Annotated in this window: 24 protein-coding genes; 13 read left to right on the forward strand and 11 right to left on the reverse strand. The window is 66.9% G+C overall.

Translation table 11 applies throughout. The features are described from left to right. The first annotated feature begins 43 nt into the window (after positions 1 to 43). From NE2_RS13255 to NE2_RS13305, 11 genes are all read left to right on the forward strand, one after another. Entirely contained in the window at positions 44 to 1,591 is a 1,548-nt protein-coding gene (locus NE2_RS13255; protein WP_063026211.1) for a FadD3 family acyl-CoA ligase, read from the forward strand. After that, a complete protein-coding gene (locus NE2_RS13260; RefSeq protein WP_255359499.1) occupies positions 1,588 to 2,490 on the forward strand; it encodes an enoyl-CoA hydratase in 903 nt (300 codons plus the stop codon). The genes NE2_RS13255 and NE2_RS13260 overlap by 4 nt, the downstream gene beginning before the upstream one ends. Further along, entirely contained in the window at positions 2,491 to 3,621 is a 1,131-nt protein-coding gene (locus tag NE2_RS13265; protein ID WP_063026212.1) for an acyl-CoA dehydrogenase family protein, read from the forward strand. Between the two features lie 55 nt (positions 3,622 to 3,676). After that, positions 3,677 to 4,681, forward strand: coding sequence for an acyl-CoA dehydrogenase family protein (locus NE2_RS13270; protein WP_063026213.1), 1,005 nt, complete (start codon positions 3,677 to 3,679; stop codon positions 4,679 to 4,681). A 23-nt stretch (positions 4,682 to 4,704) separates the two neighbouring features. Next, positions 4,705 to 5,805, forward strand: a complete 1,101-nt coding sequence (locus NE2_RS13275; RefSeq protein WP_063026214.1) for an acyl-CoA dehydrogenase family protein — start codon at positions 4,705 to 4,707, stop codon at positions 5,803 to 5,805. A gap of 316 nt (positions 5,806 to 6,121) precedes the next feature. Further along, positions 6,122 to 6,622 carry a MarR family winged helix-turn-helix transcriptional regulator gene (locus NE2_RS13280; RefSeq protein WP_233429771.1) on the forward strand — a complete coding sequence of 167 codons (501 nt, stop codon included), beginning with the start codon at positions 6,122 to 6,124 and terminating at the stop codon, positions 6,620 to 6,622. A gap of 8 nt (positions 6,623 to 6,630) precedes the next feature. After that, the gene (locus NE2_RS13285; protein ID WP_063026215.1) at positions 6,631 to 7,884 is read left to right on the forward strand and encodes an MFS transporter; all 1,254 of its coding nucleotides are present in this window, start codon (positions 6,631 to 6,633) and stop codon (positions 7,882 to 7,884) included. Between the two features lie 859 nt (positions 7,885 to 8,743). Continuing rightward, positions 8,744 to 9,079: a hypothetical protein gene (locus NE2_RS13290; protein ID WP_063026286.1), complete on the forward strand. Its 336-nt coding sequence runs from the start codon at positions 8,744 to 8,746 to the stop codon at positions 9,077 to 9,079. Continuing rightward, complete coding sequence (locus tag NE2_RS13295) at positions 9,057 to 9,578, forward strand: DUF6879 family protein (RefSeq protein ID WP_063026216.1); 522 nt, start codon at positions 9,057 to 9,059, stop codon at positions 9,576 to 9,578. Before NE2_RS13290 ends, NE2_RS13295 begins: the two co-directional genes overlap by 23 nt. Beyond that, complete coding sequence (locus NE2_RS13300) at positions 9,575 to 10,438, forward strand: helix-turn-helix domain-containing protein (protein ID WP_063026217.1); 864 nt, start codon at positions 9,575 to 9,577, stop codon at positions 10,436 to 10,438. The genes NE2_RS13295 and NE2_RS13300 overlap by 4 nt, the downstream gene beginning before the upstream one ends. Before the next feature lie 86 nt (positions 10,439 to 10,524). Further along, the gene (locus NE2_RS13305) at positions 10,525 to 11,274 is read left to right on the forward strand and encodes a DUF427 domain-containing protein (RefSeq protein WP_063026287.1); all 750 of its coding nucleotides are present in this window, start codon (positions 10,525 to 10,527) and stop codon (positions 11,272 to 11,274) included. 12 nt (positions 11,275 to 11,286) lie between these two features. On the opposite strand, the gene NE2_RS13310 is transcribed toward NE2_RS13305, so the two are convergent. The 5 genes from NE2_RS13310 to hsaA form a co-directional block, all read right to left on the reverse strand. Continuing rightward, entirely contained in the window at positions 11,287 to 12,240 is a 954-nt protein-coding gene (locus NE2_RS13310) for an AraC family transcriptional regulator (RefSeq protein WP_063026288.1), read from the reverse strand. A 148-nt stretch (positions 12,241 to 12,388) separates the two neighbouring features. Next, on the reverse strand, positions 12,389 to 12,979 hold the full coding sequence (gene hsaB / locus NE2_RS13315) for a 3-hydroxy-9,10-secoandrosta-1,3,5(10)-triene-9,17-dione monooxygenase reductase subunit (protein ID WP_063026218.1): 591 nt from the start codon (positions 12,977 to 12,979) through the stop codon (positions 12,389 to 12,391). A gap of 23 nt (positions 12,980 to 13,002) precedes the next feature. Further along, positions 13,003 to 13,902, reverse strand: a complete 900-nt coding sequence (hsaC, locus tag NE2_RS13320) for an iron-dependent extradiol dioxygenase HsaC (protein ID WP_030517282.1) — start codon at positions 13,900 to 13,902, stop codon at positions 13,003 to 13,005. A 67-nt stretch (positions 13,903 to 13,969) separates the two neighbouring features. Next, on the reverse strand, positions 13,970 to 14,851 hold the full coding sequence (hsaD, locus tag NE2_RS13325) for a 4,5:9,10-diseco-3-hydroxy-5,9,17-trioxoandrosta-1(10),2-diene-4-oate hydrolase (RefSeq protein WP_030517283.1): 882 nt from the start codon (positions 14,849 to 14,851) through the stop codon (positions 13,970 to 13,972). Continuing rightward, complete coding sequence (gene hsaA, locus NE2_RS13330; RefSeq protein ID WP_030517284.1) at positions 14,851 to 16,020, reverse strand: 3-hydroxy-9,10-secoandrosta-1,3,5(10)-triene-9,17-dione monooxygenase oxygenase subunit; 1,170 nt, start codon at positions 16,018 to 16,020, stop codon at positions 14,851 to 14,853. The genes hsaD and hsaA overlap by 1 nt, the downstream gene beginning before the upstream one ends. Positions 16,021 to 16,244: 224 nt before the next feature. Between hsaA and NE2_RS13335 the strand changes: the two genes are divergently transcribed. Then, positions 16,245 to 17,465: a 3-ketosteroid-9-alpha-monooxygenase, oxygenase component gene (locus NE2_RS13335; RefSeq protein ID WP_063026289.1), complete on the forward strand. Its 1,221-nt coding sequence runs from the start codon at positions 16,245 to 16,247 to the stop codon at positions 17,463 to 17,465. Then, a complete protein-coding gene (locus tag NE2_RS13340) occupies positions 17,465 to 17,782 on the forward strand; it encodes a hypothetical protein (RefSeq protein WP_030517286.1) in 318 nt (105 codons plus the stop codon). Before NE2_RS13335 ends, NE2_RS13340 begins: the two co-directional genes overlap by 1 nt. Before the next feature lie 73 nt (positions 17,783 to 17,855). Here the strand turns inward: NE2_RS13340 and NE2_RS13345 are convergent, their stop codons facing one another. The 6 genes from NE2_RS13345 to NE2_RS13370 form a co-directional block, all read right to left on the reverse strand. Further along, positions 17,856 to 18,263: a cupin domain-containing protein gene (locus tag NE2_RS13345; protein ID WP_063026290.1), complete on the reverse strand. Its 408-nt coding sequence runs from the start codon at positions 18,261 to 18,263 to the stop codon at positions 17,856 to 17,858. Between the two features lie 172 nt (positions 18,264 to 18,435). After that, positions 18,436 to 19,041, reverse strand: a complete 606-nt coding sequence (locus NE2_RS13350) for a TetR/AcrR family transcriptional regulator (RefSeq protein ID WP_063026219.1) — start codon at positions 19,039 to 19,041, stop codon at positions 18,436 to 18,438. A 318-nt stretch (positions 19,042 to 19,359) separates the two neighbouring features. Next, positions 19,360 to 19,845: a hypothetical protein gene (locus NE2_RS13355; protein WP_146165143.1), complete on the reverse strand. Its 486-nt coding sequence runs from the start codon at positions 19,843 to 19,845 to the stop codon at positions 19,360 to 19,362. Positions 19,846 to 20,096: 251 nt separating this feature from the next. Then, on the reverse strand, positions 20,097 to 21,149 hold the full coding sequence (gene dmpG / locus NE2_RS13360; protein ID WP_036497546.1) for a 4-hydroxy-2-oxovalerate aldolase: 1,053 nt from the start codon (positions 21,147 to 21,149) through the stop codon (positions 20,097 to 20,099). A gap of 13 nt (positions 21,150 to 21,162) precedes the next feature. Next, on the reverse strand, positions 21,163 to 22,089 hold the full coding sequence (locus tag NE2_RS13365) for an acetaldehyde dehydrogenase (acetylating) (protein WP_063026221.1): 927 nt from the start codon (positions 22,087 to 22,089) through the stop codon (positions 21,163 to 21,165). A gap of 9 nt (positions 22,090 to 22,098) precedes the next feature. Beyond that, complete coding sequence (locus NE2_RS13370) at positions 22,099 to 22,884, reverse strand: 2-keto-4-pentenoate hydratase (protein ID WP_063026222.1); 786 nt, start codon at positions 22,882 to 22,884, stop codon at positions 22,099 to 22,101. Between the last annotated feature and the right edge of the window lie 10 nt (positions 22,885 to 22,894).

A 22,894-nucleotide genomic window follows, 5' to 3' on the forward strand; every position in this document is an offset into this window, starting at 1 on the left:
GGCTGCTCGGCCCGTCGACCAGCGTGTAGAAGACGAGGACGACGTGACACCCCCTGTGCAGACCACCCCTCTCGCCCTGCACGAAGCCGCGCGCATCCACGGCGATGCGGCGGCGGTCAGCGACGGCGAGGTGCACCTGAGCTGGGTGCAACTACTCGATGCCGTGCGGCAGACGGCGGGGGCGCTGATCGCGCGCGGAATCCAGCGCGGAGATCGGATCGCGATCTGGGCGCCCAACACCTGGCACTGGGTGGTGGCCGCACTGGCCACGCACTACACCGGCGCCGCACTGGTTCCCCTCAACACCCGCTACGTCGCCGACGAGGCCGCCGATGTGATCGCCCGGGTCGATGCGAAGGCGCTGTTCATCGCCGATCCGTTCCTGGGCCGGCAGCGCCTCGCGGAATTGCGCGCGGCAGCACCGGAATTGGCGGTCGGCACGGTCATCGTCATTCCGGCGGAGGGCGAATCGGCCTACGACGATGCCGTCGCCTGGTCGCAACTGGCCGAACTCGCCGCGCAGACGCCGGTGGAGAAGGTGATCGCGCGCGCGGAATCGGTCGAGCCCGGAGACATCTCCGACATCCTGTTCACCTCGGGCACCACCGGCCGCAGCAAGGGCACGCTCGTCGCCCAGCGCCAGGCGCTCGATGTGGTGCGGGCCTGGGTGGAGCGGTCGACGCTGAACAGCTCCGATCGCTATCTGGTGATCCCGCCGTTCTTCCACAACTTCGGCTACAAGGCGGCCATCCTCGCCTGCCTGGTCACCGGCGCCACGATCGTCCCGCAGGCGACCTTCGACGTACCGCAGACGATGCGGATGGTGCAGGAGCAGGCCATCACCGTATTGACCGGTCCGCCGACGATCTACCAGACCATCCTGGAACATCCCGCCCGCGCCGATTTCGATCTGAGCAGCCTGCGGGTGGCGGTCACCGGCGCGGCGACCGTACCCGTGGTGCTGGTCGAGAGAATGCGCAGTGAACTGGAATTCGAGGTGGTCGTCACCGCCTACGGCCTCTCCGAATCCTCCGGCTTCGGCACCATGTGCCTGCCCGACGACGATCCGGAGACCATCGCCAACACCTCCGGTGCGGCCATGGCCGGATTCGAGGTGCGCATCGGCGATCACGGCGAGGTGTTGCTGCGCGGGCCGAACGTGATGGTCGGCTATCTCGACGATCCCGAGGCCACGGCCAAGACCATCGACGCCGACGGCTGGTTGCACACCGGCGACGTCGGAATCCTCGACGAGCGCGGCTATCTCAAGATCACCGACCGGCTCAAGGACATGTACATCTCCGGCGGCTTCAACGTCTACCCGGCCGAGATCGAACAGACTCTGGCCCGGCTCGACGGGGTCGCCGAATCCGCCGTGATCGGGGTGCCGGACGAGCGGATGGGCGAGGTCGGCAAGGCCTACATCGTGCGCCGGGCGGGCGCCGAACTGTCCGAAGACGACGTCGTCGCCTACGCGAAGAAGACCCTGGCCAATTTCAAGGTGCCGCGATTCGTGGAGTTCCGGGACCGGCTGCCCTACAGCGCCGCCGGCAAGGTGCTCAAGCGGCAACTACGTGAGGAGATCTCGTGACCACAGACGCAACCCCCGCGCCGATTCCGGACGAGGGCGAGGTCGTCACCTACGAGCGCCGTGGTCCGATCGCCCTGGTCACGATGAACCGGCCCGACTACCGCAACGCTCAGAACTCGGTGATGACCTATGCGCTCGACGCCGCCTTCACGCGAGCGGTCGAGGACGCCGAGGTCAAGGTGATCATCCTGGCGGGTAGCGGAAAACACTTCAGCGCCGGGCACGACATCGGCACGCCCGGACGCGACCATCACATCGAATACGACAACAAGGCCGCGCTGTGGTGGGACCACGTCGACCGGCCCGGCGGCGATCAGCGCTTCGCCCGGGAGCTCGAGGTCTACCTCGGTATGTGCCGGCGCTGGCGGGAGATTCCCAAACCCACCATCGCGATGGTGCAGGGCGCCTGCATCGCGGGCGCGATGATGCTGGCCTGGGTGTGCGACATGATCGTCGCCGCCGACGACGCGTTCTTCTCCGATCCCGTTGTCCGGATGGGCATTCCGGGCGTCGAATACTTCGCGCACCCCTGGGTGCTGGGTCCGCGGCGGGCCAAGGAGGTGCTGTTCACCGGTGATCGGTTCAGCGCCGAACAGGCCTACGAATGGGGCATGGTCAACCGGGTCGTGCCTCGCGCCGAATTGGAATCGCACACCCTCGAACTGGCCGAGAAGATCGCGACCATGCCGCAATTCGGCTTGGCGCTGACCAAGAAGGCCGTCAACCAGTGCGAGGACCTGATGGGGTTGCGCGCCGGCATGGATTCGGTCTTCGGCCTGCACCACTTCGCCCACGCCCACAACGCCGAGGTCGGCACCGACTCGCTGGCCGGTATGACCGCCAAGTCGATGAAGGCGACCGCAACCACCGCCACGACCGCAGAACGGAGCGGCAAGTAGATGGATCTCGAACTCGATTCGGCCGCAGCGCAATTCCAGCTCGAAGTGCGCGAGTTCCTGCGCGCGAACGTCCCCGCCGAACCGCTGCCGTCGATGGACACCCGGGAGGGTTTCGAGGCGCATCGAGCATGGGAGCACACCCTCGCCGATGCCCGGCTCTCGGTGGTGTCGTGGCAGCGCGAATACGGCGGGCGCGATGCCTCGCTGCTCGAGTGGGTGCTGTTCGAGGAGGAGTACTACGCCGCGGGCGCGCCCGGGCGGGTGAGCCAGAACGGCATCTTCCTGCTGGCTCCCACCCTGTTCGAACACGGCACGCCGGAACAGCTCGAGCGCATCCTGCCGAGAATGGCTCGCGCCGACGACATCTGGGCGCAGGCGTGGTCGGAGCCGGAGGCCGGTAGCGACCTCGCGGGCATTCGCTCCAGCGCGAAGCGGGCCGAGGGCGGCTGGGTGCTCAACGGGCAGAAGACCTGGAGTTCGCGAGCCTCGTTCGCGGACTGGGCTTTCGGCCTGTTCCGCAGCGATCCGGAGGCGGAGCGGCACAAGGGCCTCACCTATGTGATGTTCCCGCTGTCGGCCGACGGTGTGACCGTTCGGCCCATCCCGCAGCTCGACGGCGAGCCCGGTTTCGCGGAGATCTTCCTGGACAACGTCTTCGTCCCCGATCGCGATGTGATCGGCGAACCGGGCGCGGGCTGGCGGGTGGCGATGAGCACCTCCAGCAACGAGCGTGGCCTGTCGCTGCGCAGCCCCGGCCGGTTCAACGCCACGGCCGCGCGCTTGATCGAGCTGTGGCGCGAGACCGCCGATCCGGCCGACACCGCGGCCCGCAACCGCGTGGTCGACGCGTGGATCGGCGCGGAGGCCTACCGGCTCAACACCCTCGGCACCGTGACCCGGCTGTCGGAGGGCGGCAAACTCGGCGCGGAATCGTCGATCAACAAGGTCTTCTGGTCCGAGCTCGATATCGCGATGCACGAGACCGCCCTGGATCTGCTCGGCGCCTCGGCCGAGCAGAGCAGCGCCTGGACCGACGGCTACCTGTTCTCGCTGGCGGGCCCGATCTATGCCGGTACCAACGAAATTCAGCGCAATATCGTCGCCGAGCGCCTGCTCGGGCTACCGCGTTGAGATCCGCCATGTGCCACCCCGCCTCCCCGCGCCGCACCCCCGAATGGACCCATCGATGAGATTTGCACTGTCCCCCGAACAACGCGACTTCGCCGACAGCCTGCGCAAGATGTGTGATGCCGCGGGTACGCCCGCCGTCATCCGCAACTGGAACGGCGGCGGCGCCCGCGGCGGCCGGGCACTGATCCGGCAACTGGCCGGCGCCGGCGCTCTGGGCCTGGCCGTGGCCGAGGAATACGACGGGATGGGCGCCGAGACCATCGACCTGGTGGTGGCGTGCCGGGAATTCGGCCGGGCCGCGGTGCCGGGCCCGGTGATCGAGACCGCCGCGGTGATTCCGGCGCTGTTGCAGGCGCTCGACGATTCGGGTCCGGCGCGGCGATGGCTGCCGAGCTTCGCCGAGGGTGAGTCGCTCGGCACCATCGCGCTCTCGCCGCAGACACCGGCCCTCGACGCCGATTCCGCCGATGTGGTGCTGGTCGTGGACGGTGACAAGCTGTGCACGGCTCGCCGAGGCGACCGTATCGAATCGGTGGACGCGGCGCGGCGGCTGTATACGGTGAGCCCGGACGAGGTGGTGGCACAGGGCGATTCGGTGCTCGCCGCGGCGGAGACGGCGTTCGACGCCGGTGCGCTGGCGGCGGCGGCCCAGCTGCTGGGCGCGGGTAACGCGATGCTGGCCACCAGCGTCGCCTATGTGATCCAGCGGCATCAGTTCGGGCAGCCGATCGGGCGCTACCAGGCCATCAAACATCATCTGGCCGATGCGAAGATCGGCCTCGACATGGCCGAACCGCTGCTGTACCGCGCGGCGCTGAGCTTCGGCACCGCCGACCGCGCCCGCGATGTCTCGGCGGCCAAGTTCGCCTGCGCGGAGGCCGCGTACCGGACGGCGCGGATCGCCCTGCAGGTGCACGGCGCCATCGGTTACACGGCCGAATGCGATCTGTCGCTGTGGCTGACCAAGGTGACCGCTCTGCGATCCGCGTGGGGCACCGCCGATTTCCATCGCGCCCGGATCGCCGCGGCGCTGCGTACGCCGGTGGCGGCCGGCGCGTGAACCACCGAGACGGGAGTACGGCGATGACCGATACCGCGGAACTGCAGGAATTGGCCGCGACCGTACGCGCCGTCCTCACCCGGCACGGCGACCGGGCCGCCCTGCGACAGGCGATCGACAGCGAACTCGGCTACGACGAGCGGCTGTGGCAACTGCTGTGCGAGCAGGTGGGTGTGGCCGCGCTGGCGATTCCGGAGGAGTACGGCGGCGTCGGCGCCGAGATCGATGCGGCACTGGTGGTGATCGAGGAACTGGGGCGCACGCTGCACAACCCGCCGATGCTCGGATCGGCGGTCCTCGGCGTCCAGGCCGTGCTCGCGACGGGCGATGCCGCCGCGGCGCGGCGATTGCTGCCCGGGGTCGCCGAGGGCAGCCGGACGCTCGCGGTGTGCTGGGCGGACGAAAAAGGCTGGGCGACAAGCGCAGTCGCAAGCACCAGTGCGGCTCGCGGACCCGCGGGATACGCGGTGCGGGCCGACGGCGGCACACTGACCGGGACCGCGCACTACGTCCTCGACGGCGCCAACGCCGACACCCTGCTGGTGGTGACAGCCGACGGACTCTACGAAATCGACGCCACCGCACCGGGAGTCACCCGCACCGTCGTCCGGACCATGGATCCGACGCGGCGCCTGAGCACCGTCGCCTTCGACGGCGCCGCGGCCACCCGGCTGGGCGGGGATGCGGACGCGATCACGGCTCGCCTGCGGGCGGTGGCCTGGACCGCCCTGGCCGCCGAACAGGTCGGCGCGGCCGATCAGTGCCTCGACACGACCGTGGAGTACAGCAAGTCGCGCGTGCAGTTCGGCCGCCCGATCGGCAGTTTCCAGGCGCTCAAGCACCGCATGGCCGATATGTACGTGCTGGTGGAATCGGCCCGCTCGGCCGCCTACGCCGCGATCGCGGATCTGGATCGACCGGTGACCGCGGAGACGACGCTCGACCTCGAGTCGGCGCGCATCCACTGCTCGCACGCGTTCCGTTCCGTGGTGTCGGAGACCGTCCAGATGCACGGCGGTATCGCCATCACCTGGGAGCACGATGCGCATCTGTATTTCAAGCGGGCGCACGGCGATGCCGAACTGTTCGGAATGCCAGGACGCCCGCTGGCCCGACCCGCCTGATCCGCCCGACAATCCACGCGGCCGCGCTCGCGTACTCCGACCCCGCGCCCACGGTCGCGGGGTCGAGTCGTGTTCGCGGCCCGGCTGTCCAGCTCTGCCACCACTACCGGCAACGCGGACGCGGCGGCAGCAGGGCCGGCAGCGGCTGCGGCAGCTACTTCGGCTACCGCTACGGCTGCGGCCGGGCCCCGGCGGCGACTGCTGCTTGTGCTGCAAGAGCGTCGCTGACCTGCAGAAATCAGCTGTGCGCGAGGTCACGGGAAAATAGATAGTTAGGCTATGTACATACATAGTTAGCTTATGTAACATAATTTGCGTGCAGTCGAACGAGTCGCCCACTCTCTCCGATTCGGCCCGGAGCTCGGCCTCCGCCCCGGATCCGGCCGAGGTGCTCATGGTCGACATCGCCGTCACCGCCGCGCGGCTCACTCGACTGGCCGGCACGCTGGGAACCCGAGCGCTCCCGCGTGCGATGGTGCGGGCGCTGTCCACGCTCGACGAGCACGGTCCGCTGCGAATCAGCGAATTCGCGGAGATCGACGGTTGCTCCCAGCCCTCGGCAACGGCGCTGATCGGCCGGCTGACAGCCGCCGGACTCGCCGCACGCACCAAAGACCCCGACGACTCCAGAGCCGTGGTCGTCGAGCTGACGCCGGCGGGGCACGAACAGTTGTCCGTGTCCCGTCGCGCGTTCGGCACCGCCCTCGCGGCCCGGTTGCCCGACTTCGGCATCGACCGGCTCAGCCACCTCGAAAGTGAACTGACCGATCTCCTCGAAGCCCTGAAATCGGCTGCACCGCATACAGTCTCGAAGTAGGAGCGTTGATGAGCACCACTCTCTCATCGCCGACCGCGGCCGAGGCGACGACCACTCCGAAGACCAAGCAGCCCAAATCGGTATGGGCAGTAGCTTTCGCCTCGGTCATCGCCTTCATGGGTATCGGCCTGGTGGATCCGATTCTGAAACCGATCGGCGAACAGCTGCACGCATCGCCGTCGCAGGTCACCCTGCTGTTCACCAGCTACATGCTGGTCACCGGTGTCGCGATGCTGATCACCGGCGTGGTGTCGAGCCGCTTCGGCGCCAAGAAGACGCTGCTCGCCGGCCTGGCCATCATCGTCGTCTTCGCCGCGCTGGCCGGGTCGTCGGGAACGGTCGGGCAGATCGTCGGCTTCCGCGCCGGATGGGGTCTGGGTAACGCGCTGTTCATCGCGACCGCATTGGCCACCATCGTGGGCGCGGCCAGCGGCGGAGTCTCCCGCGCCATCATCCTGTACGAGGCGGCACTGGGCATCGGTATCGCCGCCGGACCGCTGGTCGGCGGATTCCTGGGCGGATTCAGCTGGCGCGCACCGTTCTTCGGTGTCGCCGTCCTGATGGCGGTGGCGTTCGTCGCGATCGTCGTGCTGCTGCCGGAGATGCCCAAACCGGCCCACCACACCTCGATCACGGCCCCCTTCAAGGCCTTACGGCACCGCGGACTGCTGCTGGTCAGCATCACCGCACTGCTCTACAACTACGGGTTCTTCACCCTGCTCGCCTACACCCCGTTCCCGCTGAACATGGGCACCTATTCGATCGGGTTCATCTTCTTCGGCTGGGGTCTGCTGCTGGCGCTGGCGTCGGTGGTGTTCGCGCCGCGACTACAGCGCATGTTCGGCACCGTGCCGATGATCGCGACCGCGCTGGCGCTGTTCGCCGCCGATCTGGCCGCGATGGCGATCTGGGCCGATCACAAGCCGGTGCTGATCGTGGGCACCGTACTGGCGGGCCTGTTCCTCGGCGTGAACAACACCCTGATCACCGAGGCCGTGATGATCTCCGCCCCGGTGGAACGCTCCACCGCCTCGGCCGCCTACAGCTTCGTCCGGTTCGTCGGTGGCGCCGCCGCCCCGTATCTGGCCGGCAAGCTCGGCGAACATCAAATGGCCCTGCCGTTCTGGGTCGGGGCCGCGTGTACCGCGGTCGGCGTCCTGGTACTGCTGGCAGGCCGCTCGGTCCTGGCCCACGTGGACGACCACGAACCGGCCGAGCACAGCCCGGCCGAAGCCGAAGCCATCACCGTCGGCGACGACTGAGCCGTCATCCCACCCGGATGATCCACCGTTGCGGTACCCCTTCTCTGACCGCAACGGCGGAGGCCGGACTCCCCTCGCGAAACCCGCAGGGGATTCCGGCCTTTCCGCGTCCAAGGCCCGGTTTGCCGATGGCGGGCCCGGATGTGCTCGTCCGGCCGGTGACGCCGAACAGATCGTGCAAACCTCGCCGTTCTCGGCGGTTTTCCCGCATTTATACGGAGGTTTGCACGGGGAGTTCGGGCGTGGGCCGCTGCACCACCGGTAAACACTCACCGCGGGCCGGTGCCGCGTCGACCTTTCCGGACCCGACCCTCGTCGCGGTACGGCCGGGCCGCCCAGACAACGACCCCCAGAGGCAATCCGATAACGACAATCCACGCGACGGTGAGCACGCGGCTATGCCTCCCGCCCACGCAGCGACCGGAGAACTCGTCCACACGTCTCCGCATCGGCCGATTCGATCGGGCGGAGAGGCGGGGGTACATCGGATGCGGACGAAACACGCTGTGGCAGAGGCGGACTCCTGAACTCCAGATAAACCCCGCCCGAGTCGCCGTCCCCATGATCGGCCATCTCCAGCACCCCACCGGGAAACACGTAAAGCCTTGTGCGCCTGGGCCTTGCGTCCATGTCGTCTCCGTCCCCTCGTGCGCCGTGGTATGGCACCCGGCACCGAGGAAGTCGTTTCGGCCCGGTGCCGGGGCCCGGTCAGAACGGTAGGAAAGGGCACAACAGTCGGTCTACCAACTTGGCATTACTTGGCAAAAGTGTCTTACCTGCGGCGAAAGCCGTTGATTTGCGAGAACATACTGCGAGTGAGAGCCAAGAAGTGCCACACCTCTGGACGGGAGATACGACGTTGAACCTGAAGTTCCTGGGCAAAGGCGGGTCCGACTCAGGCGGCTGCCCGAGCCTCTACGCAACCGATCAAGGCACCTACATCGTGCAGGGATGGGAGACGACAACTGTTGGAACCGTTGAGATCCCGCATCTACTGCCGGCATTTGCGGAGCCGGATACTTTCATCGGCTCAACGATGACCGACACCGGCCGCGGTACGTTCGCGGTATCCGGTCGGCCGATCACCGAACCGGACGTGTTCAGCATGCTCACGTTGGCAGAGAATGAGACGGCGATCGAGGTTCCGAAACAAGTACGGAGGTACTACGGCAATGCTGCTGCGCCCCAACACTGAGCCGGACCTGTGGCCGAACCTGTTTCGTGAGCTCACGCGGAGCGCTTTCCATCTCGAAGTTCGGGACGAATACCACGTACCCGACGAAGAATCCCGGGTACGGGCATTCCTCGCCGACGAGCCGGCACCGTACAGCCACACGCCCTGGCAAGACCTCATGCGAGAAACAACCGCTCGAGGCGTGACGGTGACCCGGGTACGCGTGGTTACCGAGCCGCATTCGGACTACCAGCGGTGGTTGCTGTCGGTTACCGGGTCCAACATCGATGCCGGCGAAGACATCCGATACGTACCCCGCCACATCGCTGGACAAGTACCGCCGGACGACTGGTGGTTGATGGATGCACAGCGCGTGGTCTACAACCTGACTGATTCGGCCGGAGCGCCTGCCGGCGGCCTAGCGGTCACCACCGATCCCGAAATCGTCGAGTACTGCCTTCGAGTACGCGAGCGTCTGTGGAAGCTGGCAACCCCATATGCGGAGTACGCCCAGCAGTGACGAACGCAATCCATGAACAGCGGCGAGCCCTCGGGGCGATCCTCCGAGGGCTTCGTCGCGACGCCGGCATGTCCGGCCGCCAGCTGGCTGCCCTGGCCGGCTGGCACGAATCGGTGGTGTCGAAGATCGAGACCGGCGATAGAAGCCCGACAGAAGCACATTTACACGCCTACTGTGCCCATACCGGTAACGAGGACCAACTGCCGGACCTCATAGCCACGCTGCGAAACGTCCAAGCCGCATATCTCGAATGGCGGAAGGTTCTCGGCACCGGTACGAAACGTCGCCAGCAGGAAGCGGTCAGGCTCGCCGAAGAGTCGAAACTGATGCGGATCTTTCAGCCGAACATCATCCCCGGCATCCTGCAAACTGCCGAATATGCGGCGGCCGTCTTGCGCCGTTACATCGACTTCTACCAGGTGCCTGATGACCTGGACGAGGGCGTGACGAAACGGCTCGAGCGCCAGCAAATGCTGTACCGGGGCAATCACCGGTTTCACATCCTGGTGGCCGAGCAAGCCCTACACACCACTGTCGGCACAGACGCCGTAGTGCTCGGACAACTCGACCGGCTTCTAGCCGTCATCGGGCTCCCCCGCGTCCTTCTCGGCATCGTTCCGGCACAAGCCGAAGTACCGATGCAAACGACCAATTTCGTCATCTTCGACGAACGATTGACACTCGTGGAAGCTGTCACAGCCGAGTTGACGATTACTCAGCCGCGAGAGATCGCTGTCTACGGTCGATTGTTCGCTGAACTCGCCGAACAATCCTTGACAGGAAACAAAGCCCGGGAGATCATCCGCCGCGCGATCGAGTCTCGGACGGCCGAAACACCGCCTGGGCCGGCTCGGCCGTAAACCAGGGAACTGGCGGAACTCGCGAGTCCCCACGAATCGATACCCGCGTGCCCGGGGTTGTCACCTACCGCGCGTACCGTGGTGCAATGACCGAGACGAATCGGGGGCGGGTACGGACCGAGGCGGGTCACCGGCGGATCCGGGCCTATGTGGACGGGCAGGTCGTCGCGGATACCATCCGTCCGCTGCTGGTCTGGGAGAGCCCCTACTACCCCACCTACTACGTGCCGGTCGAGGACGTTCGCGCCGAACTGGTCGCGACCGGATCAACCAAGCATTCCACCAGTCGCGGCGAGGGCGACATCTACGACGTGGTGATCGGCGATACCACCAGACCCGCTGCGGCCCTTCGCTATCCGGAGTCGCCGATCCCGGAGCTGCGCGAGCACATCCGCTTGGAGTGGGAACAGATGGATCGGTGGTTCGAGGAGGACGAGCCGATCTACGTCCATCCGCGCAATCCCTATACGCGCGTCGACATCCTCGCCAGTTCACGCACCGTGCGGGTGGAACTCGGCGGCGAGGTGGTGGCGGAATCGGATTCGCCGCACATCCTCTACGAGACCGGGCTCGTCCCCCGCTACTACCTGCCGCTGACCGATGTGCGGATGGATCTGCTCACGCCCTCGGCCACCACGACGAGTTGCCCCTACAAGGGCACTGCCGAGTACTACAACGTCCGCATCGGCGAGACCGAATATCCCGATCTGGTCTGGTATTACCGCACTCCCCTGCCGGAGAGCCAGAAGGTCGCGGGGCTGGTCTGCTTCTACAACGAGAAGGTCGAACTGTACGTCGACGGGGTCCGGCAGGAGCACTCCACTCCGTTCAGCTGAATCGGCGCATCCTCACACCGCGAGGACGGGCGGCAACTCCTCCGCGCGGCGATAGCGCCCGGGGGCCATGGCGTACTCGCGCTTGAACGCCTTGGCGAACGCGAATTCGGAACCGTAGCCGACGCGGTGCGCGAGCGCCGCGATGGGCAGGTCGGTCTCGCGCAGCAGGCGTGCGGCGGTGAGCATGCGCCAGCGGGTCAGATACGACAGCGGCGCCTCGCCGACGGTCGCGGCGAACCGGCGGGTCAGGGTGGCGCGGGATACTCCCGCCACCGCGCTCAGTTCGGGAACGGTCCAGGCCCGCGCGGGGTCGGCGTGGATGGCGCGCAGCGCGGCCGACACCGCCGGATCGGCGACAGCGCCTGCCCAGCCGGAGGTTTCGGCCCGCTCGTACCAGGAGCGCAGGACGAACAGCAGCAGCGTATCCAGCAGCGCGGGTACCGCGGCATCGGTGCCCGGCCGCGGTTCGGTGAGCTCGCCGACGAGCAGATCCACCGCGGCACGCAGTGCCGGGGAGCGGTCCGGATCTGCGGGCAGGTGCAGGAAGTCGGGCAGTTGATCCAGCAGCGGGTGACGGCGACTCCGGCTGACCTCGTACGCACCGCACAGCAGGGTTGTCCGCGATCCCGGCCCAGGGATCTCACGCAGCTCACCCGGGGTCGCCACCTCGGTGATCGCGCTGTGCGGACTGTCCGCTATCACATGCGCGGCCCCGCGCGGCATGAACAGCACATCGCCCGGCCCCATCGTCACCGGCTCCGAATCCGGTGCCAGCAAACAGCATTCGCCCTGCAGCACGATGTGGAATCCGGCGCCCGGGACCAGCGGATACCGCCTCCCCCACGGTGCATGCCGCACGAACAGCCCCGAGGCGGGCGTCCCGGTCCGCACCGCCGCCACCGTCTCACTCAAGATTCCACACACTGCCCCGATCGACAGAACTCCCACCGCGACGATCACCAGCATGCTGACCGATCCGGTCTCGGTCAACGCACCGGCACGGCAGCGCCCAGCGCCGGACCGATCCGAGACCGTCCGTACCGACCGGAGGCCACCATGAAACAGCGGAGGGCGGCCACCGATAAAGGTGCCCGCCCTCGACGATTGCCCGGACCTACAACCAGGTGTCCAGGGTGGTGGTGGTGAGGAAGTGTTCGAGATCGGCTCGCCAGGGCGCCGGGGTGGTCTTCTCGGGTTCGATGGCGGTGTACTGGCCGCGGTAGAAGAGCAGCGGCCTGCCGGAGTCCGTGGACTCCGACAGGGCCTGTACCCGGCCGATCACGATGAAGTGATCGCCGCCGTCGACGACGCTGTCCACCGTGCACTGGATCGTGGCCAGCGCGTCGTCCAGGACCGGAAGTCCCAGCTCCGAAGTGCTCCAGCCGATTCCGGCGAACTTGTCGGGTTCGCGGGAACCGAAGCGGGCACACACCTGTTGTTGTTCCTCGGCCAGGACGTTCACGCAGAACCGTCCCGACTGCTCGATCGCGGCCCAGGACCGCGACCCCTTGGTGGGGCAGAACAGCACCAGCGGCGGGTCGAGGGAGAGGGCGGCGAAGGACTGACAGGCGAAACCGATCGGCGCCCGCTCGGCGTCCTCGGCCTCGGTGAAGGTGGTGATCACCGTGATACCGGTGCAGAACTGCCCCAGCACATTCCGGAACTGCCGGCCGTCGATCTCCGGGTATTCGCCCGTGGCGGTCATGGTTGTCGCCCTCTCCGCGCTCGCTACTTGAATCCCACCGTGAAGTCGTGACCCCACAGGCTCACCGCGGTGGATTCCCGCGCGATCCAGGAGTGGTCGTCGACTTCCAAACCCTCACAGCCGAATTCGATGTCGAATCCGCCGGGGGTCTTCATGTAGAACGACAACATCTTGTCGTTGATGTGCCGGCCGAGGGTGGCCGACATCTTGACCTTCTTGCGCAGCGCGCGATCCAGGCAGAGCCCGACGTCGTCGGAATTCTCCACCTCGACCATGAGGTGCACGATGCCGGTCGGATTCGGCAGCGGCAGGAACGCCAGCGCGTGATGGCGGGGATTGCAGCCGTAGAAGCGCAGCCACGCCGGGTCGCCGTCGGCGGGCCGGCCGACGACCTGCGGTGGTAGCCGCATCGAATCGCGCAGCCGGAAACCGAGCACATCCTGATAGAACGCCTGCGCTTCGGCATCGTCGTTGCAGGTCAGCACCACATGGCCCAGACCCTGTTCGGCGGTGACGAACTTGTGGCCGTAAGGGCTGACGAAGCGCCGGGCCAGGTACTGCGCGCCGTAGAACGCCTCGAGCGTATTGCCGGAGGGATCCTGGAAGCGGATCATGCCCTCGACGCGCCGCTCCGCGAGCTCGTCCTTGGTGCCCTCTTCGAAGGCGACGTCGGCCTTGGTCAGCGTCTCCCGAAGTCGTTGCAGCCCAGGGGCGTCGGTGACCTCCCAGCCGGAGACCTGCAGGCGGTCCTTCTCGCCCGGCACGATCACCAGGCGGGCGGGGAAATCGTCCATCCGCAGGTAGAGGGCGTCGGGGTTGGGCCCGTCGGCCTCCATCATGCCGAGCACCTTGAGCCCGTACTCGCGCCAGGCGGCCACGTCGGTCGCCTCGATGCGCATATAACCCAGCGCACGAATACTCATCGTGCCTCCTTCGCTTTGCGGGACACCCGCACCCGGTCGGGCCGATGACCGGCTGCGCAATGGTAGGTCATCGTGCCTCCTTCACACCGAAGAGGAAATCGGTTGCCAGCCGGTTGAATTCGTCGAACTTCTCCAGCTGCGCCCAGTGCCCGCACCCGCCGAACACGTGCAGCTGCGCGCGCGGGATAGTCTTCAGCGCCACCAGCGCGCCGTCGAGCGGATTCACCCGATCCTCACGGCCCCAGATGAGCAGCACCGGCTGGCGCAGCTTGTACGCCTCCCGCCACAGCATGCCCTTCTCGAAATCCGCACTGGCGAACGACTTTCCCATCGCGCGAGTCGCGGCCAGCGCTTCGGGCGTATTGGCCGAGGCGAAGCGCTCGTCGAGCAGTTCCGGCGTGATCAGCGACTGGTCGAAGACCATGATCCGCAGGAACTTCTCCAGATTGTCGCGGGTGGGCTCGACGTTGAACTTGCCCAGCGCCTTGACGCCCTCGGTGGGGTCCGGGGCGAACAGGTTGGTGCTCAGTCCGCCCGGACCCATCAGCACCAGCTTGCCGGCCCGGTCCGGATAGTCGAGGGCGAAGCGCACCGCCGCGCCGCCGCCCAGCGAATTGCCCAGCAGGTGAACGCGGTCGGTGATGCCCAGGGTGTCGAGCAGATCCTTCAGCGCCGAGGCGCTGTGCACGAAGTACTGCGGGTGATCGGTCGGCTTGTCCGACTGCCCGAAGCCCGGCTGGTCCACGGCCAGCACGTGGAAGTGCTGCGCCAGCACCGGAATGTTGCGCGCGAAGTTCGACCACGACGAGGCGCCCGGACCGCCGCCGTGCAACAGCACGATGGTGGGGCCGTTACCCTCACCGGCCTCGTGATAGTGCAGCTTCAGATCCGGGCGGACCTGGGCGAACTTCGAGGTGGACTCGTAGGTCAGCTCCGAAACGGCGGTCATCACACCATCCCGTCGGTGACCGGCAGGCCGAACGCGTGGGTGCCGTACATCATGTAGGCGCGCTCGGGATCGTTGGCGGCGTGCACGCGACCGGCGTGCGCGTCACGCCAGAACCGCTGCAGCGGAGTGCCGTTCGCGAGCGCGGTCGCACCCGAGCTCTCGAACAGCTTGTCGATCGAGGCGATGGCCCGGCCGGTCGCGCGGACCTGATCGCGGCGCGCAGCCACGCGCAGGTCGAACGGAATCTCCTCGCCGGCGACCAGGAGCTTGTACTCGTCGGCGACATTGCCCGACAGCTGGCGCCACGCAGCGTCGATATCGCTGGCGGCCTCGGCGATGCGCACCTTGGCGAACGGGTCGTCCTTGGCCTTCTCACCGGCGTAGGCCGCGCGCAGGCGCTTGCCCTGGTGCTCCACGTGCGCGTCCAGCGCGCCGTAGGCCATGCCGACGATCGGCGTGGAGATGGTGGTGGGATGGATGGTTCCCCACGGCATCTTGTAGACCGGATCGGTGTTCTGCTGCAGGCCCGGCGCGGTCAGGTCGTTCATGCTCTTGTAGCTGAGGAACCGGTGCCGCGGCACGAAGACGTTCTCCAGCACCAGCGTGTTGGAACCGGTGCCCTTGAGGCCGACCACGTTCCACACGTCGTCGATGCGGTAGTCGGTGCGCGGAACCAGGAAGCTGCCGAAGTCGACCGGCTTGCCGTCCTTGATCACCGGACCGCCGACGAAGGTCCAGGTGGCGTGGTCGCTACCCGACGACCAGGCCCAGGAGCCGTTGACGATGTAGCCGTCGCCGCTCTCGGTCACCACGCCGGCGCCCATCGGGGCGTAGGAGGAGGAGATGCGGACCTGGGTATCCTCGCCCCAGACCTCTTCCTGTGCCTGCTGGTCGAACAGCGCCAGATGCCAGTTGTGCACGCCGATGATGCCGGCCACCCAGCCGGTGGAACCGCAGGCGCTGGCGATCTTGCGCACGGTGTCGTAGAACACGACCGGATCGGCGGCGTATCCGCCCCACTGGCGCGGCTGCAGCAGCTTGAAGAAACCGGTCTCCTGCAGCGCCTTCATGGTCTCGTCGGGAATCCGGCGCAGATCTTCTGCCTCCTGCGCCTGTTCGCGCAGCTTCGGCAACAGCGCTTCGACCCGCTCGGTCACTTCTTGCGTCATCTCGGGGGCTGCTCCTGCCTGATCGAAATCGGAACGGTGTATCGGGCGCATTCCGTTCTGCGGAACCGATACTTGTCTTGAGACTAGAACACGTTCTTATTTATGTCGAGAACGGGTGTTCATTGTCCCACAACGAACACCTTTGCCTGGTAGTCAACGGAATAGCTGGCGCTGGGCCGCTCAATTTTGTAACGTGTTCTAGTACTTCCAGAGGAGGGATGACGATGGCAGAAACCGCACAGCGGAGCGGGAAGGTCCGCGAGATCGACGTCGGCTCGACACCGACGCGGTACGCGCGGGGCTGGCATTGCCTGGGCCTGGCCGAGACGTTTCGCGACGGTAAGCCGCATGCCGTGCAGGCTTTCGGCACCAAACTCGTGGTGTGGGCCGACAGCAACGACGAGCTGAAGGTGCTCGACGCCTACTGCCGCCACCTGGGCGGCGATCTCAGCATGGGCGAGATCAAGGGCGACTCCATCGCGTGCCCGTTCCACGACTGGCGCTGGGGCGGCAACGGCCGCTGCACCTCGATCCCCTATGCGCGCCGCGTGCCGCCGCTGGCCCGTACCCGCGCCTGGACCACCCTCGAGCGCAACGGCCAGCTGTACGTCTGGCACGACCACGAGGGCAACCCACCGCCGGACGACGTCACGATCCCCTACATCGAGGGGCCCTACACCGATGCCGACGGCAACCCGGTGGAGGAGCGCAACAGCGATTGGACCCCGTTCACCTGGAACACCATGCTGATCGAGGGCGCCAACTGCCGCGAGATCGTGGACAACGTGGTGGACATGGCCCACTTCTTCTACATCCACTTCGCCTTCCCGACGTACTTCAAGAACGTCTTCGAAGGCCACGTGGCCACGCAGTTCCTCGAGACGAAGGGCCGTCCGGACATCGGCATGGCCGCCAAGTACGGCGGGGAGACGCTGCTGAAGTCGGAGGCGTCCTACTTCGGCCCGTCCTACATGATCAATCCGCTGACCAATATCTACGGCGGCTACCAGATCAAGGTCCAGCTGATCAACTGCCACTACCCGGTCACGCAGGACTCGTTCGTGCTGCAGTACGGCCTGTCGGTCGAGAAGCCCAAGGGCATCGACGACGAGACGGCGGAGAAGCTGGCCAAGTCCATGACCGACTTCTTCGGCGACGGCTTCCTGCAGGACGTGGAGATCTGGAAGCACAAGTCCAAGATCGACAACCCGCTGCTCTGCGAGGAGGACGGCCCGGTCTACCAGCTGCGCCGCTGGTACGACCAGTTCTACGTCGACGTCGCCGATATCGACCCGAAGATGGTGCAGCGCTTCGAATTCGAGGTCGACACCACCAAGGCCAACGAGCACTGGGAGGCCGAGGTCGCCGAGAATCTGCGGCGCAAGAAGGAAGAAGAGGCGGCCGGCAAGACGGACCCTGCCGTCAAGCAGGAGGCGGGTGCCTGATGGTCTCCTGGGCCAAAGCACCCGATTTCGCGGACCGCCCGGAACGCCGGGAACAGGTGCGTGCCCAGACCGTCGTCGACAAGCAGCGCTATCTCGAAGACGGCCTGACGCCGGTGGCCTGCCGGGCATGCGGAGTGGAAGTGCTGGTCCGCAAGTCCTCCTCGCACCAGCGCTCGGTGCAGTGGACGGTCAGCCCGGCCGAACACTGCCCGGTCTTCGCGAAGCTGGCCGGGCCGGGGCGGCCGGATCCGTGCCCGGACCTGGAGAAGTCGATCCAGTATGCGATCGATGAGGGCATTCTGGCGATCGACGAGTAGGCAGCCGCGGTGCTCGGGCCCGCCCACCGTATCCGACCGGGATTCGGTGGGCGGGCCCGAACTATTCGGGTGATCAGTCCAGCCGGAAGTCCGCGAAATCGAACCCGGGCGCGACCACGCAGCTCACCAGCACGTACTCATCACCGGCCGGACGTGCGGCCTGGCTGACGCCGGCGGGGACCACGGCCTGCAGGAGCTGGCCTCGCTCGACGTCCGGGCCGAGAATCACTTCGTCGCCGCCGATGTTCAGCAGCAGCGGACCACCGCGCTGCCACAGCCAGATCTCGTCCGAGCGCACCGTATGCGGCGCGGAACGTTCGTGCGGCAACAGCAGAAAGTGGATGGCGGTGGCGGATGCGCGCGGCCCGTCGTAGCCCTCGGGCTCGAATTCGACCGGGCTGCGGTAGGTTTCGCGGAACCAGCCGCCTTCGGGATGCGGTTGCAGATCCAGCGCCTCGGCCAGCGCGGGTCGTTCGGACATCGTCGCCTCCTGCACGGTTGTCGTCCCCGGATTCTGCGCGACTACGGCCGACGCCGCGAACTCGGCGGCGTGGCGCCGGCCCGCCAGCACCGATCGGCGGCTGAGGTATCCGTGCTCGGAAACGCGTCGATCGGTCTCGCGACATTCCGGACTCGCGGAATGGTCGAACGAATCATCGCGCATCCCGCGCGACGCTGTAGGCCATCGCGATATGGGTGAACAGCGTTGTGCGTTGTTCCCGGGCGGTGCTGTCGTCCGGTTCGAGCAGGCACTGCTGCGAGGTTCCGTCGTGCACCGCGACCACCGCGCGGCCGAGACCCTCGCGGTCGGTGACGGTGCGTCCGGCGCGGTTCAGCAGCGCCTCCAGGACCGGCAGCAGGGCCGCGACGATCGCGTTCTCCCGCGCGACCATCACCCGCCGCAGCGGCGGGTTGCGCAGGGCGTGGGCGGTGAATTCGGCGGTGATGCGAAACCACTTGTCGTCCAGGGGAACCGCCCGCAGCACCTGCTCCACACCGGCGCGCAGGTCCTGGACGTCGGCGCCGGTCTCCGACTCGAGCACCCCCGTCAGTTCGCGCAGCATCTCGGCCGAGCGCAACTCCCACATCGCCAGGAACAGCTCTTCCAGCGAGCTGAAGTTGGAGTAGAACGCACCCCGGGTGAACCCGGCGCGCTCACAGATCTGCTCGACCGTGCAGCGACCGAACCCCTCTTCGGCGAAAGCGTCGAAGGCGGCGTCGAGCAACCGCTGCCGAGTTTCGGCCCGCCGCTTGGTCATTCGCGGTTCGCGCGTCGCTACGCCCCTCGGACCGGCGACATCACCCACGGAAGCGGCCCCTCCCGGCGTCCCCGTTTCGCCCGATGCGTCGCGGCGGCGTTCCGATGTCCGGCCGCGCCCGGCCTCGGACGAATTCCGCGCACCGGCCGACGTCACGAACGCTTCCTCTCCATGGACACGTGGATACACGAGTGTATCAACCTGCCTGTTCCCGGTTGCCGATCGAAACGACCCGGTCGATCCACCCGGCCGCACGAACGACCGCGGGCCGCGAACGTCGGAGCGTTCGCGGCCCGCTGGGCCGAATCCGTGCTGCCGTCAGCTGAGGTTGGTGCCCGACCAGCCGAAGTTGAAGGTGTGCCCCTTCGAGCTGCACTGCACCGCACCGCGTCCACCGGCACTGCAGGTGGCGCCGCCGTAGTTGATGACGCCGCCGTAGTCGTAGCCGTCGGACGCGGGCCCCGAGTCGATGGAACGGCTGCCGGCGCGTCCGAGCGGGCCGGTCAGACCGAAGGTCGGATGCGCCGGGAGGAACGGCAGATCGATGGCGACATTGTTGATGGGAATTCCGAACAGGTAGGCGATTCCGGGGCTGATATCACAGCCCACATCACCGTTCGGGTGCATCGAGCAATTGGCGTATCCAGCGCTGAAATACACCGTGTCGCCCACCAAGTAATCCGCCGGATTCTGCACGGTAGGCCCGTTCGCGGCGACGAACGGCTGCGCACCCGCCACCGCCCCACCGGCCATCGAAATCGCAACAGCGGCAACAGACCCGCCGATCAACGCTCGTATGTTCACAGCAACTCCTATGTTTCGTCCGCGCGGATAACCCGAGAGCAGAATTGCTTGCCGCGCAAGAGTACAGCGCCTCCCGGACCCGTATTCGGATCGCGTGGAAGAACCCACGCGTTAACACACGTGGTCACCTCGAAATTGCCGTTCACCATCCGGTCGCACGCCCCGGTGAATTCGCCTCCGTGGGACGATCGCTCGAACGCTGAAACGGGCCGCGAACGAATACCGTTCGCGGCCCGTCATTTCCGACATATTCAGGCGGAAGCGCCCTGCTTCTCCCGCTGCAGTTCCAGCGCGATGTCGATCAGCTGGTCCTCCTGGCCGCCGACCAGCTTGCGCTTACCGGCGCGCACCAGCATCTCGGCCGCCGAGACGCCGTAACGCTCGGCTTGGCGCTCGGCGTGCTTGAGGAAGCTCGAGTACACCCCGGCGTAGCCCATCATCAGGGCCTGGCGGTCCAGCAGGCATTCCTGCGGCATGGCCGGGCGCACGACATCCTCGGCGGCGTCGGCGATCGCGAAGAAGTCGATACCGGTCTTGATGCCGATCTTGTCGGCGACTCCGACGAACGCCTCGACCGGGGTGTTGCCCGCACCGGCGCCGAAACGCCGCGCGCTGCCATCGATCTGCTTGGCGCCGGCCTTCACCGCGTAGATCGAGTTGGCGACGGCGAGGTCGAGGTTCTCGTGGCCGTGGAAGCCGACCTGGGCGTCGTCACCGAGTTCGGCGGCGACCGCGGCGATGCGGTCGGACACCTGGTCCAGCACCAGCGCACCGGCGGAGTCCACGACGTAGACGCACTGGCATCCCGCGTCGGCCATGATGCGGGCCTGCTTCGCGAGCACCTCCGGCGGCTGCGAATGCGACATCATCAGGAAGCCGACGGTTTCCATGCCGAGGTCGCGGGCGTAGCCGAAGTGCTGGATCGAGACGTCGGCCTCGGTGCAGTGGGTGGCGATGCGGACGATGGACGCGCCGTTGTCCTGGGAGATCTTGATGTCCTCCTTGACGCCCACGCCGGGCAGCATGAGGACCGCGATCTTGGCCTGCTTCGCGGTCTGCGCCGCGATCGTGATCAGTTCCTGCTCAGGGGTTTTGGAGAACCCGTAGTTGAACGAGGAACCACCCAGGCCGTCACCGTGGGTCACCTCGATCACCGGCACGCCGGCGGCGTCGACGGCCGCGACGATATCGCGCACCTCGGTGGCGGTGAACTGGTGACGCTTATGATGGGAACCGTCGCGCAGCGAGGTGTCGGTGACGCGGACGTCGAGTTCCTGGGAGAACGGCTGCAATACGTAGTTCATGATCTGGTCCCTCCTAGACCCGAGCCGTGAGGATCTGTTCGGCCATGACCTCGCCCACCCGGGTGGCGGCGGCGGTCATGATGTCGAGGTTGCCGGCGTAGGGCGGCAGGAAGTCGCCCGCGCCCTCGACCTCCACGAAGACCGAAACCTTGGCCATCCCACCGGAAATCACGCTCGGCTCGTCGAACTGCGGTTCGTTGAGCAGGCGGTAGCCGGGCACGTACTCCTGGATGTCGGCGACCATCTTGTGGATGGATTCGCTGATCGCATCGGTGTCGGCATCCTCGGGAATGGCGGCGAAGATGGTGTCGCGCATGATCATCGGCGGCTCGGCCGGGTTGAGGATGATGATCGCCTTACCGCGCTTCGCACCACCGATGGTCTCCACACCCTTGCTGGTGGTCTTGGTGAACTCGTCGATGTTGGCGCGAGTACCCGGACCCGCCGAGACCGAGGACACCGAGGCGACGATCTCGGCGTAGGGCACCTCGACCACGCGCGAGACGGCCGCGACGATCGGAATCGTCGCCTGCCCGCCGCAGGTGATCATGTTGACGTTCGGAGTGTCGATATTCGCGCCCAGGTTCACCGGCGGCACGACCGCCGGGCCGACCGCGGCGGGAGTCAGATCCACCGCGCGGATACCGGCCGCCTCGTACTTCGGCGCGTACTCGCGGTGCACGTACGCCGAGGTGGCCTCGAAGAGCATGTCCGGCTTCTCCGGCAGCGCGAGCAGCCAGTCGGCGCCCTCGTGTGAGGTCTCCAGACCCAGCCCGCGAGCGCGCTTGAGCCCCTCACTGTCCGGATCGATACCGATCATCCAGCGCGGCTCGATCCGCTCCGAACGCAGCAGCTTGTACAGCAGATCGGTGCTGATGTTGCCGGAGCCGACGATCGCGGCTGTAACTTTTTCACCTGCGACCTTGCCGTAATTAGGCACTTGATCTCCTCAGCTGAATGTCAAACGGACGGAACCGAGTCCAGCGAACTCGGCATGGAAGTCGTCACCCGGGCGGGCGTCGATCGCACGGGTGCACGAACCCGGCAGCACGATGTCGCCGGCCTTCAACCGCACCCCGAACGAGGCGACCTTGCGGGCCAGCCAGGCCACCGCGATGGTCGGATCGTCGAGCACCGCGTCGCTGCGGCCCTGCGCGACGACCTCGCCGTTGCGGGTCAGAGTCGCGTCGATCGCCTTGATGTCCAAGGCAGCCGGGGCCACCCGCTCCGGCCCGAGCACCCAGCCGGCCGAGGACGCGTTGTCGGCGATGGTGTCGCACAACGCGATATTCCAGTTCTTGATGCGGGTGTCGATGAGCTCGATGGCGGGGGCGTAGGCCACCGTCGCGGCCAGCACGTCGGCCTCGGTGCACTCCTCGCCGGGCAGATCCGCGCCCAGCACGAAGCCGACCTCGACCTCCACGCGCGGGAACAGGTACTTCGACGTGTCGACCGGAACGTCTTCGAACACCTGCATATCGGCGAGCAGATGGCCGTAGTCCGGTTCGTCGACGCCCATCATCTCCTGCATGGCCTTCGAGGAGAGCCCGACCTTGTGGCCGACCACCCTCGCGCCGTCGGCCAGCCGCTGCCGGATGTTGATGAGCTGAATCTCGTAGGCGTCGACCACATCGATCGCCGCATACCGCGTGACCAGCGGATCGATCGGCACCCGGTCTCGTTCGGCGACCGCGAGCTCCGCGGCCAGTTCATTCCGTACCGCGTCGGACAGCACGCTTGTTCCT

The organism is Nocardia elegans NBRC 108235, assembly GCF_001612845.1.
Taxonomy (GTDB): Bacteria; Actinomycetota; Actinomycetes; order Mycobacteriales; family Mycobacteriaceae; genus Nocardia; species Nocardia nova.